The organism is Salinibacterium sp. VpJ6, assembly GCF_059767345.1.
The window spans coordinates 37,251-51,157 of record NZ_JBSOQL010000003.1 but is presented as its reverse complement, the minus strand read 5'-3'; the positions used below and the strand labels follow the sequence as shown (position 1 = coordinate 51,157).

At 62.3% G+C, this 13,907-nt stretch carries 15 protein-coding genes; 12 read left to right on the top strand and 3 right to left on the bottom strand.

Features of this window, described 5'->3' with window-relative positions; genetic code table 11:
• Positions 1 to 18: 18 nt before the first annotated feature.
• On the bottom strand, positions 19 to 1,455 hold the full coding sequence (locus ACWTV1_RS11030; RefSeq protein WP_341620761.1) for a helix-turn-helix domain-containing protein: 1,437 nt from the start codon (positions 1,453 to 1,455) through the stop codon (positions 19 to 21).
• A gap of 140 nt (positions 1,456 to 1,595) precedes the next feature.
• On the opposite strand from ACWTV1_RS11030, the gene ACWTV1_RS11025 reads away from it, so the two are divergent.
• The 6 genes from ACWTV1_RS11025 (at position 1,596) to ACWTV1_RS11000 (ending at position 8,496) form a co-directional block, all read left to right on the top strand.
• Positions 1,596 to 3,410, top strand: a complete 1,815-nt coding sequence (locus ACWTV1_RS11025) for a phosphoenolpyruvate carboxykinase (GTP) (protein ID WP_498505368.1) — start codon at positions 1,596 to 1,598, stop codon at positions 3,408 to 3,410.
• A 104-nt stretch (positions 3,411 to 3,514) separates the two neighbouring features.
• Entirely contained in the window at positions 3,515 to 4,054 is a 540-nt protein-coding gene (locus ACWTV1_RS11020; RefSeq protein ID WP_100389950.1) for a sigma-70 family RNA polymerase sigma factor, read from the top strand.
• Positions 4,047 to 4,787 (top strand): hypothetical protein, encoded by a 741-nt coding sequence (locus ACWTV1_RS11015; RefSeq protein WP_498505367.1) that lies wholly within the window; start codon positions 4,047 to 4,049, stop codon positions 4,785 to 4,787. The genes ACWTV1_RS11020 and ACWTV1_RS11015 overlap by 8 nt, the downstream gene beginning before the upstream one ends.
• 55 nt (positions 4,788 to 4,842) lie before the next feature.
• Positions 4,843 to 6,819 carry a TPM domain-containing protein gene (locus ACWTV1_RS11010; protein ID WP_498505366.1) on the top strand — a complete coding sequence of 659 codons (1,977 nt, stop codon included), beginning with the start codon at positions 4,843 to 4,845 and terminating at the stop codon, positions 6,817 to 6,819.
• Between the two features lie 39 nt (positions 6,820 to 6,858).
• The gene (locus tag ACWTV1_RS11005; RefSeq protein ID WP_100389947.1) at positions 6,859 to 7,596 is read left to right on the top strand and encodes a PspA/IM30 family protein; all 738 of its coding nucleotides are present in this window, start codon (positions 6,859 to 6,861) and stop codon (positions 7,594 to 7,596) included.
• Positions 7,597 to 7,620: 24 nt separating this feature from the next.
• Complete coding sequence (locus ACWTV1_RS11000) at positions 7,621 to 8,496, top strand: arginase family protein (protein WP_498505365.1); 876 nt, start codon at positions 7,621 to 7,623, stop codon at positions 8,494 to 8,496.
• Here the strand turns inward: ACWTV1_RS11000 and ACWTV1_RS10995 are convergent.
• Positions 8,454 to 8,771, bottom strand: coding sequence for a DUF4333 domain-containing protein (locus ACWTV1_RS10995; RefSeq protein ID WP_498505364.1), 318 nt, complete (start codon positions 8,769 to 8,771; stop codon positions 8,454 to 8,456). The two genes, ACWTV1_RS11000 and ACWTV1_RS10995, sit on opposite strands and share 43 nt — an antisense overlap.
• Before the next feature lie 84 nt (positions 8,772 to 8,855).
• On the opposite strand from ACWTV1_RS10995, the gene ACWTV1_RS10990 reads away from it, so the two are divergent.
• Genes ACWTV1_RS10990 through ACWTV1_RS10980 form a run of 3 tightly spaced genes read left to right on the top strand, consistent with a single transcriptional unit; the run spans position 8,856 to position 11,574 of the window.
• Positions 8,856 to 9,656, top strand: coding sequence for a crotonase/enoyl-CoA hydratase family protein (locus tag ACWTV1_RS10990; protein ID WP_498505363.1), 801 nt, complete (start codon positions 8,856 to 8,858; stop codon positions 9,654 to 9,656).
• Positions 9,657 to 9,697: 41 nt separating this feature from the next.
• Positions 9,698 to 11,110 (top strand): dihydrolipoyl dehydrogenase family protein, encoded by a 1,413-nt coding sequence (locus ACWTV1_RS10985; RefSeq protein ID WP_498505362.1) that lies wholly within the window; start codon positions 9,698 to 9,700, stop codon positions 11,108 to 11,110.
• Positions 11,107 to 11,574, top strand: coding sequence for a hypothetical protein (locus tag ACWTV1_RS10980; protein WP_498505361.1), 468 nt, complete (start codon positions 11,107 to 11,109; stop codon positions 11,572 to 11,574). The genes ACWTV1_RS10985 and ACWTV1_RS10980 overlap by 4 nt, the downstream gene beginning before the upstream one ends.
• A gap of 21 nt (positions 11,575 to 11,595) precedes the next feature.
• Here the strand turns inward: ACWTV1_RS10980 and ACWTV1_RS10975 are convergent, their stop codons facing one another.
• On the bottom strand, positions 11,596 to 11,949 hold the full coding sequence (locus tag ACWTV1_RS10975) for a siderophore-interacting protein (RefSeq protein ID WP_010205043.1): 354 nt from the start codon (positions 11,947 to 11,949) through the stop codon (positions 11,596 to 11,598).
• A 195-nt stretch (positions 11,950 to 12,144) separates the two neighbouring features.
• Between ACWTV1_RS10975 and ACWTV1_RS10970 the strand changes: the two genes are divergently transcribed.
• The 3 genes from ACWTV1_RS10970 (at position 12,145) to ACWTV1_RS10960 (ending at position 13,905) form a co-directional block, all read left to right on the top strand.
• Entirely contained in the window at positions 12,145 to 12,393 is a 249-nt protein-coding gene (locus ACWTV1_RS10970) for a hypothetical protein (RefSeq protein WP_498505360.1), read from the top strand.
• A gap of 202 nt (positions 12,394 to 12,595) precedes the next feature.
• Entirely contained in the window at positions 12,596 to 12,841 is a 246-nt protein-coding gene (locus ACWTV1_RS10965) for a hypothetical protein (RefSeq protein WP_498505359.1), read from the top strand.
• Entirely contained in the window at positions 12,838 to 13,905 is a 1,068-nt protein-coding gene (locus ACWTV1_RS10960; protein ID WP_498505358.1) for a hypothetical protein, read from the top strand. Before ACWTV1_RS10965 ends, ACWTV1_RS10960 begins: the two co-directional genes overlap by 4 nt.
• The last annotated feature ends 2 nt before the right edge of the window (positions 13,906 to 13,907 follow it).

The window sequence follows — 13,907 nt, the reverse complement described above, 5'->3', positions numbered from 1 at the left end:
GGAGCTCACCCGCGCTGCTTAGCTCGCGTCGCTCGCGTGCGACTCCAAGAACTCGTAGAGTTCGCGGTCGTCGACGCCGGGGAAGGTTCCCGACGGGAGCGGCGACAGGATGTGGGCGTGCAGCTTGGCGCTCGACCACGCGTTGCCCGCCCAGCGGTCGCGCAATTCGCCCTCCGGCTTGCGGCAGCAGGTTTCGTCGGGGCACGTGGATGAACGACGCACGTCGGTGGCACGGCCGCGGAACCACTTGGAGTGCGAAAACGGCACCCCGATAGTGATGGAGAACTCTTCGGCATCCGTGGTTCCCGTTTGGGTTGATTCGAAGAAGCTGCCCTCCGGAGTGTCTGTGTACTGGTAGAACTCCGTGGTGCGGTTGGTGCGGGTGAACGCGGTACGAGCGCTCCAATTGCGGCACACAAACTGGCCCTCGGCCGAGCCCGTGACATCCACCGGTAGTCGAAGTCCATCGTTCTCGTAGGCCTTGTACACGGCGCCATCGTCGCCGACGCGTAAGAAGTGCGTTTCGAGGTCGAGGTGCGATGTCGCGAGATTGGTGAAGCGCAATGCGGCTGCTTCGTGGGTGACCCCAAAGGCATCCCGAAAGTCTTCGACCGCAATGTTGCGATCCGTCTTAGCTTGGCTCAAGAACGCCACCGACTGCTTGAGCGGCATGAGAACAGCCGCCGCGAAGTAGTTGATTTCGAGGCGCTGGTGCAAGAACTCGGCGTAGCTCGTCGGCTCAGTGTGGCCCAGAACACGGTGCGCCATCGCTTGCAGCGCCATCGAACGCAGGCCGTGCCCACCCGGGATGGATGCCGGCGGCAAGTAAATGCGCCCGTGCTTGAGGTCGGTGACCGAACGCGCCGAATGCGGCAGATCATGAACGTGAACTAGCTCGAAGCCGAGCGATTCCGCCATCAGACTCACGGCGCGGTGAGTGAGCGCCCCCGTCGTGTGGTTGCCCGCGATCGTGAGCTTCTCGGCCTCTTTCTCGAGGTCGGGCAAGTAGTTATCGAGGGTGCGCATGCGCTGACGCAGCTCAGTGTTGGCGCGACGCGCTTCCTCCGGCGTGGCGATGGCCTGACGCGACCGCGTGGAAAGTTCATGGTGAAGGCCGACGATTGCCTCGAGCGTCTCATCCGGAATGCCCTTGGACGGGCGAATCTTCGGCAGCCCCAACGATGCGTAGATCGTGCTGCGCTGCAGACGGTCGAGTTCAATCTCGAGCGCGGCCCGCTTGGTCGGCGGGGTCTCTTCGAGCAAATCGGCGAGCTGGATGTCGGTGGCCGACGCAATTGCCGACAGCAGAGTCAGTCGGGGTTCGCGCCGCCCGTTCTCCATGAGAGAGAGCTGGCTACCCGCGACTCCCACCTTGTCGCCGAGTTGGTCGAGGGTCAGTCCGGCCGTGGTGCGGAAATGTCGGATGCGTTGCCCGAGAGTCACAAGATCATTCACACGTTCACTATAACTAAAGAACAAGGATTCTTTCCACCCGATTCGTCAGCAAGGCGGGTAAAAGTGGGTCATCATCGAATAACAACAGTTTTTTCACTACAACAACACTTCAGCGGAAGGTAGAAATGAGCATCGCCGAGATGACAAGGACCCACTTCTCCGCACCCGACGGAACAAATCAGAGCGTTATTGCCTGGGTGGAAGAGATCGCCACTCTCACGCAGCCCGACGAAGTTGTCTGGTGCAACGGCAGCCCCGAAGAGGCTGACGAGCTCGCCGAACTCATGATCGAGGCCGGCACGCTGACCCGACTCAACGATGAGTACCGTCCCCACAGCTTCCTCGCCCGCAGCGACCCCAGTGATGTCGCCCGGGTCGAATCGCGCACCTTCATCTGCTCGGTCAACGAGAACGATGCCGGCCCCTCCAACAACTGGGCCGCCCCGACAGAAATGCGTGCGACGCTTGACGGCCTCTTTGAGGGCGCGATGCGAGGCCGCCGCCTCTACGTTGTTCCGTTCTCCATGGGTCCGCTCGGTTCTCCGCTCGCCAAGATCGGCGTGCAGGTCACTGACTCCCCCTACGTCGTCATGAGCATGGGCATCATGACGCGAATGGGAACCGCCGTTCTTCAGTCGATTGATGACTCCACGGAGTGGGTGCGCGCCATCCACAGTGTTGGAGCCCCGCTCGCTGCCGGTGACACGGATGTGCCGTGGCCCTGCAACCAGACCAAGTACATCAGCCACTTCCCCGAGACTCGCGAAATTTGGTCGTTCGGTTCCGCTTACGGCGGCAACGCAATTCTCGCGAAGAAGTCGTTCGCCCTGCGCATCGCTTCAGTGATCGCTCGCGACGAAGGATGGCTTGCCGAGCACATGCTGCTCCTCAAGCTCACGAACCCTCGTGGTCGCATCTTCCACATCGCTGCGGCATTCCCCAGCGCCTGCGGCAAGACCAACCTCGCGATGCTCAAGCCCACGATTCCCGGCTGGAAGGCCGAGACGATCGGTGACGACATCGCGTGGCTCGGCAAGGGAGCTGACGGCCGCCTGCGCGCCATCAACCCCGAAGCTGGCTTCTTTGGGGTGGCTCCGGGAACGGGAATCGCCACCAACGAGACCGCCATGGACACCATCTGGGGCAACACCGTCTTCACCAACGTGGCACTGAAAGACAACGGCGACGTGTGGTGGGAAGGCATGACCGATGAGGTGCCTGAGCACTTGATCGATTGGCAGGGAAACGACTGGACGCCCGAATCGGGCACCCCGTCGTCACACCCGAACTCACGTTTTACTGTGGCAGCAGCACAATGCCCCACCATCGCAGATGAGTGGGAATCGCCACAGGGCGTCGTCATTGACGCCATAATCTTCGGCGGTCGCCGCGCGACCAACGTGCCGCTAGTGGTGGAGGCACGAGATTGGGAGCATGGCGTCTACCTGGGCGCCACTATCTCATCTGAGCGGACGGCGGCCGCCGAAGGCACCATTGGCGAACTACGGCGAGACCCGTTTGCCATGATGCCGTTCTGCGGATACAACATGGCAGACCACTGGGCCCACTGGCTCTCGGTCGGTCAGAACCTCCGCAGTTCAGGCACGGTGCCGCGCATTTTCCAGGTCAACTGGTTCCGTAAGGGTGCGGATGGCTCGTTCCTCTGGCCAGGCTTCGGCGAGAACTCTCGCGTGCTCGAGTGGATTCTCGAACGCGTCGACGGTCAAGTTGCTGCACAGGAGAGTGCCCTCGGGCTGCTCCCCCGCGAAGGCGACCTCAATATCGACGGCCTCGACCTTGACGAAAACGTCATGGAACAGCTTTTTGCTATCGATACGGAGTCATGGCTCGCCGAAGCGGCATCCACCGAAGAATTTTTTGCAACCTTCGATGGTCGTGTTCCCGCTGCCGTTACACGCCAGCTTGAGCAGTTGAAAGCACGCCTCACAAGCTAACCAACGAAACCCCCTCGCCGTTCGTCTTTATTAGTGTGACCACAATTGCGCTAACTATTGGCCATTCCTCGGCCACAATAGAGACGACGGCGAGGAGGGGCTCAGTGACTGAGACCAAAAACACCCCTGCCCGCTGGGAAGACGTAGCCGCACAACTCGTCGCCGAGCGAGGTGAGGCATTGACGCGTTACGCGTACCTGATTTCAGGAAACCGCGACGACGCCTCCGACCTTGTGCACGATGCCCTCGTGAAAACCTTCGGTCGTCTGCGCAACGGCTTTGGCATCGCCAGCGCCGAGGCTTACGTGCGTCGAGCGATTCTGAACACCTACCTTGACCGCGGTCGAAAGATCAGCCGCTGGCGCAAGATCGCCCACCTGACGGTGGAGCCCGACATCCATGAATCGGCGGATGCGGACACCGAAGCTCGCTTAGACCTTCAGTCACAGCTGATGAAGCTTCGCCCGCGCGAACGCGCCTGCGTGGTGCTGCGGTATTACGAAGACCTCAAAGTGGATGACATTGCCGCGACCCTAGATATCAGCTCGGGCGCCGTGAAACGCTATTTGAGCGACGGACTCGCCCGCATGGCCGTGAGCCTAGACCGCGCCGACGCACACGATCTGGGAGGCCACCGTGGTTGATGAGAACGAACTACGCACCCAGTTTTCGGGCACCGAACTGCCCGCAATCGATATCGATACCGCTGCAGTGATTTCACGCAGCAAACGTCGCCGCCTCCCACGCCAGTTCGCGGTAGGAGCGGTGGGTCTGCTCGCGGCAACGTCGCTCGTCTTCGCCGGCATCAGCACGTTCCGGCAGGCGGACCCCATCAGCACGACGGCAGGGGTTGTCGCAGACGAGTCATTCGACACCGGCAGCGAACGCGACGCCGCCCCGTCAGACGAGTCACAGGCCGCCCCCGACACAAGCCTGATCACCGCGGCGTGTGGCACGAGCATCCGCACCGATGAAACAACGCCGTTTGGGCTCTCGCTCGAACTAGAGTTGCCCGCCGAAGTTGTGGCTTCCGGCAGCGCCTATGGCACAGCGCGCCTGACCAATACATCCGATGAGCCGGTGACCGGCTCGACGGCGAACGTGCCCGATGTAAACCTGCTGCGCGACTCAATCGTGATTTCGCACAGCCCGGATGTACAGATTCTGTCAGTCATGCCCGTCAATCTGCAGCCCGGCCAGAGCATCGCTTTTGATGTCGCCATCGATGTTTTCGACTGCACCACGATCGACACCGGCGGAATGGTGGAGCCGGGCACCTATGCCGTGAATGCGACGCTCGCCTTTGTGCCCACTGACCCCGCCGATGGCGCCGCTGCCGAAGTTCGCAGCGCAAAATCAGCAATCACACTGCAGTAACCACAGTCGCCTTCGCTAGACTCCCCGTGTCACTGTCGTCGACGAAGGAGCACCCGTGAAAGCTCGACTGGGCACCACTCTGGCGCTTGCCGCTCTACTCGGCCTGCTCACCGCAGGGCCGGCTCTCGCCAATGACCCCGTGAGCCTCGACGGCGGCTACGTTGTCGACTCGGTGGGCGTGCTCGACGGCGATTCGAGTGCGATCGATAGTGCTCTGGATTCGCTCTACGAAAGTCAGGGCATCCAACTTTTCGTTGTTTACGTTGACGAGTTCACCAACCCCAGCGACCCGGTTGACTGGGCTGACACCACCGCCGACAACAACGGGCTCGGCGACAACGATCTGCTGCTTGCCGTTGCCGTTTCGCAACGCCAATACGCGCTCGCAGTTTCCCCTGACGCTGAACTATCGGATGCGCAGTTGGATGCGGCCGAGAGTGCGATTGAGGCAGAGCTTCGCGTTGACAATTGGGGCGAGGCTGCCATCGCGGGCGCGAATTCGCTAGCAGGAGGCGGCATCCCGATTCTGCCGATTGTGGGCGGTGTCGCGGTTGTTGGCGCCGGCGCCTACGTGATTTACCGTGTGCGTCGTGGCGGCAAGGATGACCGCAGCGCCGCTCCCAGCGCTGAGGTTTCGCAAGAAGAGCTCGACCGCCGGGCCGGTAGCGCTCTGGTTGATCTGGATGACGCGGTCAAGACCAGCGAGCAAGAGCTTGGCTTTGCCGAAGCACAGTTCGGTTCGGCTGCCACCGCCGGGTTCCAGAAGTCGCTCGACGAAGCGAATGCCGCTGTGGCGAAGGCGTTCCGCATCCGCCAGCAACTCGATGACAGTGAGCCTGAAACGGCCGAGCAGAAGCGTGCCATGACTATCGAGATCATCGAGCTGTGCGAGCACGCCGACGACCTTCTCGATGAGCAGGCTGAGGCGTTTGAGGAGCTTCGCCAGCTTGAGACAAACGCCCCCACGGTACTCGCTGAGACCTCCACCGCGATTGCGGCCGCCGCTCACCGACTCCCCGCTACCGAGGCAGCGCTCGCAACGCTCACCGCGCACTACGCGCCCGCGGCGATAGAGGCCGTTGCCGACAATGGCACGCGCGCTCAGGCATTGCTGAACTCGGCTGTGAGCACCTCGACCGCAGCACAAGCATCCATAGAAGCGCAGAAACCGAGTGAAGCTGCTGTCGCTGTGCGCGCCGCTCAAGCGGAACTCGGCCAGGCCATCCAGCTGATGGATGCCGTCGATTCGTTGACCGCAGAGCTGCAGGCGGCAGAGCAGAAGCTTGCCGCCGCCATCACGGACACCACGAACGACATCGCTGCGGCCCGCGCGCTTCCCGCGGACAGCACGGCAGCAGCCCTGCAGCCCTCGATCGCGAGTGCTGAAGCCGCGTTGGCTGCCGCCCAGTCGGCGACCGCCGATCCTGTCGCGAGTTTGAGCGCACTCGGTGATGCCAACGCTGCTCTCGAAAAGGTCTTTGTGGGCGTGCGCGACCAGCAGTCAGCAATTGCTCAAGCAGCGACCCAGTTGTCGGCGGCGCTGGCGGCAGCGCAGTCTCGCATCACCACGACGGCGCAGTTCATCACGACACGTCGCGGTGGTGTCGGATCTTCGGCGCGAACCAAGATCGCGGAAGCGGATCGTCAGTTCAAGCAGGCGCTCGCGCTGCAGGCATCCGACCCGGTGACCGCCGTGACGCACGCCCGCACGGCCGACCAATTGGCGGCAAGTGCGTACGAGATTGCTCAGCGCGAGGTTTCCCAATTCTCCGGTAGTTCCAATGCCGGTGTTGGCGGGTTGCTTGGTGGCTCGAATTCAGGAGGCGGAGATGTGCTCGGCGGCATCATCGGTGGGCTCATCGGTGGCAGCCTCGGCTCACGCTCGTCGCGCCCCTCGTCGGGCTACTCCTGGGGCGGCGGTTCGCGCTCGGGCAGTTCAAGTTCGCGCAGTGGTTCACGTTCGGGCGGCCGCAGCTCGGGCGGATCGTCTCGCCGCAGTGGTGGTGGCCGCAGCCGCGGCGGTAGATTCTAATTACGGTTTCCTTCAGAAAACTCACGAAAGGCACGTCGCATGGCAAAGCAGTCAATTCTCGGACGAATCTCACAACTACTGAAGGCGAACATCAACTCGCTCCTCGACTCGGCCGAGGACCCTCAGTTGATGCTCGACCAGCTCGTGCGCGACTACACCAACTCCATTGCGGATGCGGAGAGCGCTGTAGCTCAGACCATCGGCAACCTGCGCCTCATGGAACAGGACCACGCTGAAGACATGAACGCTGCTGCTGACTGGGGCCGTAAGGCTCTCGCGGCCAGCGCTAAAGCTGACGAACTGCGTGCCGGTGGCAACAGTGTGGATGCCGACAAGTTCGACAACCTCGCCAAGATCGCCATTGGCCGCCAAGTTTCTTCCGAAAACGAAGCTCGCACCGCTGAGCCGACCATTGCGTCGCAGACTCAGGTTGTTGACCAGCTCAAGAGTGGCCTCGACGGCATGCGCGCCAAGCTGAGCGAACTCACCGCCAAGCGTGACGAGCTTGTTGCTCGCTCCAAGACGGTTGAAGCTCAGTCGCAGGTCCACGACGCGCTCAAGTCGATCGACCTTCTTGACCCGACAAGCGACCTCGGCCGCTTCGAAGACAAGATTCGCCGCGAAGAGGCCAAGGTTCTGGGGCAGCAAGAGCTCGCAGCATCCAGCCTCGACGCTCAGTTCGAAGGCCTCGAAGACCTCGGCAAGCAGACCGAAGTTGAGGCCCGCCTCGCGGCTCTCAAAGCCGGCGGCGCTCAGGCCCTCACCGCAGGCGAGTAGTTCGACGACTCGAAAGTTCAACGGATGACAATTAACTACGTTGTCGTTCCGCAGTGGCAGGGTTCGGGTTCGTCCCGTGCCATGCAACTTGTGGACGGTGCCGAGTCGATTCGGGGAGATCTTCCCTCGGCATCGACTCGCACCGTCGACATTCCCCTCGAAGCGGGCGATCACCAGGGCACGGGCGTGCACCGCTACAGTTCGCTGTTGCTCGTGCGCGACCGGCTACGCCACGCTCTCGCCGAGGGCACCGAAGCTGGTGTCGACACGCATGTCACCATCGGTGGCGATTGCGGCGTCGAGCTCGCGGCGATCGAGCATGTGAGCGCGAGCGAGCCCGCCGTGGTGTGGCTCGACGCGCATCCTGATCTGCACACCGCCGCGACGAGTCCCTCGGGCGCGTTCACCGGAATGGTGTTGCGCACGCTCCTGGGCGATGGTCCCTCCGAGCTTGTACCCGCGCATCCGGTTCGCGCCGATCGGGTGATCCTCGCGGGCGTGCGCTCGATCGATACCGCTGAAGATGACTACATCCGGCAGTCCGGCATCCGGATGCTCGGCCCCACCGATTTCTCGGCGGAGACGCTGCTCGACGCAATCGCGGCGACGGGTGCCGAATCCGTGTATCTCCACATCGATCTCGACGTGCTTGATCCCGCTGATTTTGCGGGGCTCGGCTCCCCCGTGCCCTTCGGCATCGAAGCCGCCGTGCTCGTCGAAGCGATTCGTGCCGTGGTCGGCAAGTATGCCCTTGCGGGCGCCGGCATCACCGAATTTGCGCCCGCCTCGATGACGAGCGCAGTGGATGACTCCCCCACAATTCTGAGATTGCTGGGCGCTTTGAACAGCGCCGGTCGCTATTCGCGCGGTTCTTCAGCGACGTCGACTGAAACCGAGTAGCTCGCCCCGTCGACATCCGTGATCGTCACTTCGCTGTCGAACTCTTCGTTGAGGGTCGTGTCGGTGAGAACGCAGTCGAGCGTGGTGTTGTTCTTGAGCTCCACGGTCTCGTCGCCGCAGTCCATTTCGGGTAATTCTCCCGTGGCCTGTTCGAGCGCCGAGGCGGCCGTCGCGGCGATGGAGCTCGCGGAAACCTCGACGGGCGGTTCGCTGCTGCAGCCGCTGAGAAGAGCCGCCGTCGCAACAGCACAAACGAGAATTGCGGATCGCAACACAGGAGCCTCCGAAAAGTTGGTGTGGGTATGAGCTTATCGCCAGCATCCCGACCGATGGCCGCCGCGCAGTCGTAGTCTGGGGCTATGACTGACTCCAACTCGAGCACCCCCAAGATCACTGTGGAGCGAGACGGCCACGTCTTGCTCATCGGCCTCGACCGCACCGATAAGCGCAACGCCGCCGACATGGACATGTTGCAGCAGCTTGCACTTGCGTATGGCGAGCTTGAGCGCGATCCCGAGCTGCGTGCCGGCTTCGTTTTTGCCCACGGCGACCACTTCACGGGTGGCCTCGACCTCGCTGACATCGGCCCCCGCATCGGAGCGGACGGGCTCGACATGGTTCCCGAGGGCGGCATCAACCCCTGGCAAGTTTCGGGCGAAAAGCTCTCGAAGCCCGTCGTGATTGCGGTGCAGGGCACCTGCCTCACGCTCGGCATTGAGTTGCTGCTCGCAAGCGACATTGCCGTCGCTGCGGACTCGACCGTCTTCGGTCAGGTTGAAGTATCGCGCGGCATCCTGCCCTTTGGCGGGGCCACCATTCGCTTCCCACGCCAAGTTGGCTGGTCGAACGCGATGCGCTGGATTCTCACCGGCGACAGCTTCGACGCCGCCGAAGCTCACCGCATCGGGATGGTGCAAGAAGTTGTGCCCCACGGCCAGCAATATGCGCGTGGCCTTGAGCTGGCGCACCGCGTCGCGGCCCAGGCTCCCCTTGCGGTTCAGGCGGCTCTCGCCAACGCCAACCTGGCGATTCGCGAGGGCGATGCCGCGGCTGAGGCTGGCCTTCAGCCCGCCCTCGTAGCCGTTGCTCAGAGCAAAGATGCCAGAATTGGCATGGAAGCGTTTATGACGCGTACCACCGCCGAGTTCATCGGCAGGTAGGAGACGCAGCATCCGCACCACCAACGCGAAGGAGTTCACTCATGACCGAGAACAACTGGGACGTCATTGTCATCGGAGCCGGAGCGGTCGGTGAGAACGTGGCAGACCGCGCTGTTCAGGGCGGGCTGAGCGTGGTGCTGGTAGAGAGCGAACTCGTGGGTGGTGAGTGCTCGTACTGGGCGTGCATGCCATCGAAGGCTCTTATCCGCAGCGGTCTCGCTTTGCGGGCGGTCGAGAAGCTTCCCGGTGCTGCCGAAGCCGTCACAGGTGGCATCAACGTCGAGGCTCTGCTCGCGCGCCGCAACAGCTTTACGAGCAACTGGAATGACGCGGGTCAAGTGAAGTGGGTGAAGAAGGCGGGCATCGGGCTTGAGCGCGGTCACGCTCGGCTCGCCGGCCCCAAGACCGTCGAGGTCACGGCCGACGATGGAACCGTCACCACTCTCACCGCCAACCACGCTGTTGTCGTGAGCACGGGTTCCGACCCGAAGCTTCCCAATATTCCCGGATTGATCGACGCGAAGCCGTGGACGCCGCGTGAAGCGACCTCGGTGAAAGTTGTTCCCGAATCATTCGCCATCATCGGCGGCGGCGTTGTGGGCGTCGAGATGGCAACTGCCTACCTCGACCTCGGTGCCGAGGTGACTCTGTTTGCCCGCAGCGGACTCCTCAACGGTCAAGAAGACTTCGCCGGCGAGTTGGTGGAGAAGGCGCTCAAGGAGCGCGGCGTCACGATCGTTGCGGCCTCCCCCACGAGCGTGGAACGCACCGCTGACGGCGTCGTGATTGAGACTCCGGAAGGCAGCTTCACGGCATCCGAAATTTTGATTGCTACCGGTCGTGCCGCTCGCACGAACGACATTGGGCTCGAAACCGTCGGCCTCACTCCGGGCGACTGGATCCGGGTGGATGACACCATGCTCGTGCCCGACACCGACTGGCTGTACGCCGTCGGCGATGTCAACCACCGCGCGCTGCTCACCCATCAGGGCAAGTACCAAGCGCGTGCTGCCGGTGACGTGATTGCTGCCCGCGCTAAGGGCGAAACCGTGGATGACGCCCCCTGGGGTGCACACGTTGCGACCGCCGACCACGGCGCTGTGCCGCAAGTCACGTTCAGCGATCCCGAAGTCGCCTCGGTGGGCGTCATGTCTCACGACGCCGAGAAGCAGGGAATTGACGCTCAGGTGGTCGACTACAACATCGGCTGGGTTGCCGGCGCGAGCCTGCAGGCCGACGGCTACGAGGGCCAGGCGCGACTCGTGATTGATCGCGAACGTCAAGTCATTATCGGCGCTACTTTTGTGGGTCAGGATGTCGCGGAGTTGCTGCACTCGGCCACCATCGCCATCGTGGGCGAGGTTCCCATAGCGCGCCTGTGGCACGCGGTTCCCTCGTACCCCACGATCAGTGAAGTCTGGCTGCGACTGCTCGAAACGATCGGGCGACCGTGAGCCGAGCACTAACGCTGGGCACGCGGCTCGGGCACGCTCTCGCGCGCGCCGAACACAGTCCGCGTGCTCGGCGAGTGCTGCTGCACCCCGTCGTTACGCGACCCGGCTACTGGTTTGCTACGGCATCCGGGCTGCTGTGGGGCGGCGTGCTGAGCGGACTGCGGGTGCGTTCTCAGGGCGGCGTTATCGTTGCCGAGCACGTGCCTCGCTGGGCCTTTGGTCGTGGCGGCACCACGATTGGCGCCGTGTATCTGACCTGCGACAACGCGAGCGATAACGTGCTCGCGCATGAGGCTGTGCACCGCGAGCAGTGGCGCAGGTACGGGTTGTGGTTCATCCCGCTGTATCTGTTGGCGGGACAGAACCCGCTGACGAACCGCTTTGAGGTGGAGGCGGGGCTGGAGTTGGGTGGCTATGTGCGCGCGAAATCATCGCGTGCGCCGAAAGGCAGCCCGAAGAATTAGCAGGCGGATGCTGGGCGCGAGCTAGTTGGAGCTGAGCAGGCGTGCGGGGCCCTGATGGGCAACCCACGCGTAAACGGTGCTTTCGCCGAATGCGCTCACCGGCAGCATTTCACTGAGCCACGCGTCGACCGAACGGGCAACACTTTGGCCGCGTTCGCGCAGAAGCCAGCACACGCTGAAACGGCCGGGAGCCGATAGCGGCTGGATGTCGTCAGCTGAGTCAACCTCGATGAACACTTGGCCGCGTGAACGGGCCGGTAATGTCGCAAGAATCATCGAGATGGCGTCAATCGAGGTTTCGTCTCCCGCGAGCAGCACGCGGTCAGCCGACTGGGGATTCCAGGCGATCTGCGGGGTGAAGAGTTCGGGAAACATTGATCCCAGTATAGGCATGCCTTACCTAAATGACGAAGCCCTCTCGGCGGACTCCAAGCAGCGAACGTCGGCGGCCTATCTGGACGTCCTGGGGTAATGAAAGTCGCATACTCCGGCTTCAGTTCCGTCGCGCTGCTACACGTGTTTGTGAGAATTCATCTTGTTCATAGGAGGTTCGGAACGTACGCTGGCTCCATGAAGCGAGCAACAATCGGCGCATTTTGGGGCTTGGGGATCAGTCTTGCGCTCTATCTCGGCATCCTCGGATTCACTTCGGTCGCGCGCACGCAAGGACACGACTGGAGCAAAACACTGACTGAATGGATGTCCACAATCTGGTACTGGTCGATCTGGCTAATGGCCGCCAGCGCACTTCTGATCGTGGTTCTGATCGCTGCGCAGATTGTGTGGGCTTACCTGCCACGATCGTGGTCGCGCAGCTGAAGTGCACTCTTCGCTAATCCGCCCACGTGACGCTGTGCCGAATCAACGCCCACAGGTCCTGCGCTCAGTTACGATCTCTTTGGCAGTACTGGGACTCCTCTGGATTGGCTCGCTCTCTGCGTATGCGAGCTTGGCGGAGAGAAACAGCCAGTCGTCCTGCGCTGATTATGTTCCCGCGAGTTTGAGCGCCTCGGAATATGTCGTGCAGACCAAATCGCGGGTTACAGTTCTGCCGCTCGCGCTTGAGTGCTCGTTCTACGCCGAGGCGCCATCCACCGACCCTGACTATGTCGTGGTCGAAAAGGATCTCGGTACTGCGTGGTGGCTCGGAGTGCCAGCCAGCTTCTTGGCCGCGGCGAGCGTTCGGGCAGCTATCTTCGTGACCAAGAAAAAGCGACAGCCTTCGGGGGTAGACCATGACCGGCCTGAACGATCGGACACTCAGTGATCCTCATCGAACCTCGTGACCTCAGTCGCGAGCAAGCCAACCGCCACTTGGCGCGCGCTGAAGCGACATTAGAGTTTCGGCTCACCGAGCTAGCGCATTGGATGGCCGCGAGCGGCGGGCCTATTGACGAGATGGATGCGTCTTTAGCAAGCGTGGAAACGCTGTGGAACTGGACTCAAACATTCACCAAGTCCGCAGCAGTCGAGATGATTCCAGAGGAGTGGCGAACAGATTACTCCATCGGGTTCGGATTCGCGCCCGACCTGCAATATCGACGCACAGCTTATGTGGCCCAAGCGTGGCAAAGCTATATCTTCAGCGTTTTGCAGCGACTTGATCCCGCAACCCGTATCGACCTGTACCGCTGGGCGGGCACAGATCACCACTACTACAACGATCTGGTCTACCGAGCTGAGTCGCAATCAGGGTTGGCGCCCGGCCTGCACAATCTCCAAGGCTGGGCAGCAGATGGGGTGCTTCGACCGGAGCGGGTCGACCTCGCTAAGTTTATGAACTGGTTTTCGACACAGTTTGCAGAGTGGATCGCCCTGGCAGGTGATGACCCTCGCGGACCCTCAATCCTAGCTCCGTTGGCCGGGCGCCCTCTAAGCGACTTCGATTCGCTGCGCAACCCGCCGGAGTTTGTGTCGGAGCCCAGGGTCGCTCCGGAAAAGTCGACGCCAGCTTTAGCACAACTGGAAGAGGACGAGTTCATGGTCGCGCCCCGCCACTATGACCCCGACGATCTTGCCGCCGGTCAACCGTTGGACTCTGCGTTCTTGCATCACACTCTCCTAGAGATGGATGCGAGCTTGGGTGGCGGCGGCACTATCACCGATCCCGCCGTGTGGCTTTCTGCCGGGCACGCTGATCTTGCCCTCGGCTCAGTGGCAGGTGCGACCGTCTTCGTTGCCGACGGCGCAGTGCGCGGAGTCGGGTTCGAAATCGGCGAGATCACCGAGAAGGAGTGGCGCACTCTCTCGAAACAGATGCGAGCACTAGCGAAGTCGCTGGGCGTGCATTTCGCCCCCGACCAAGACGAGAGCTGGAAAGCGAACCAGTAGCG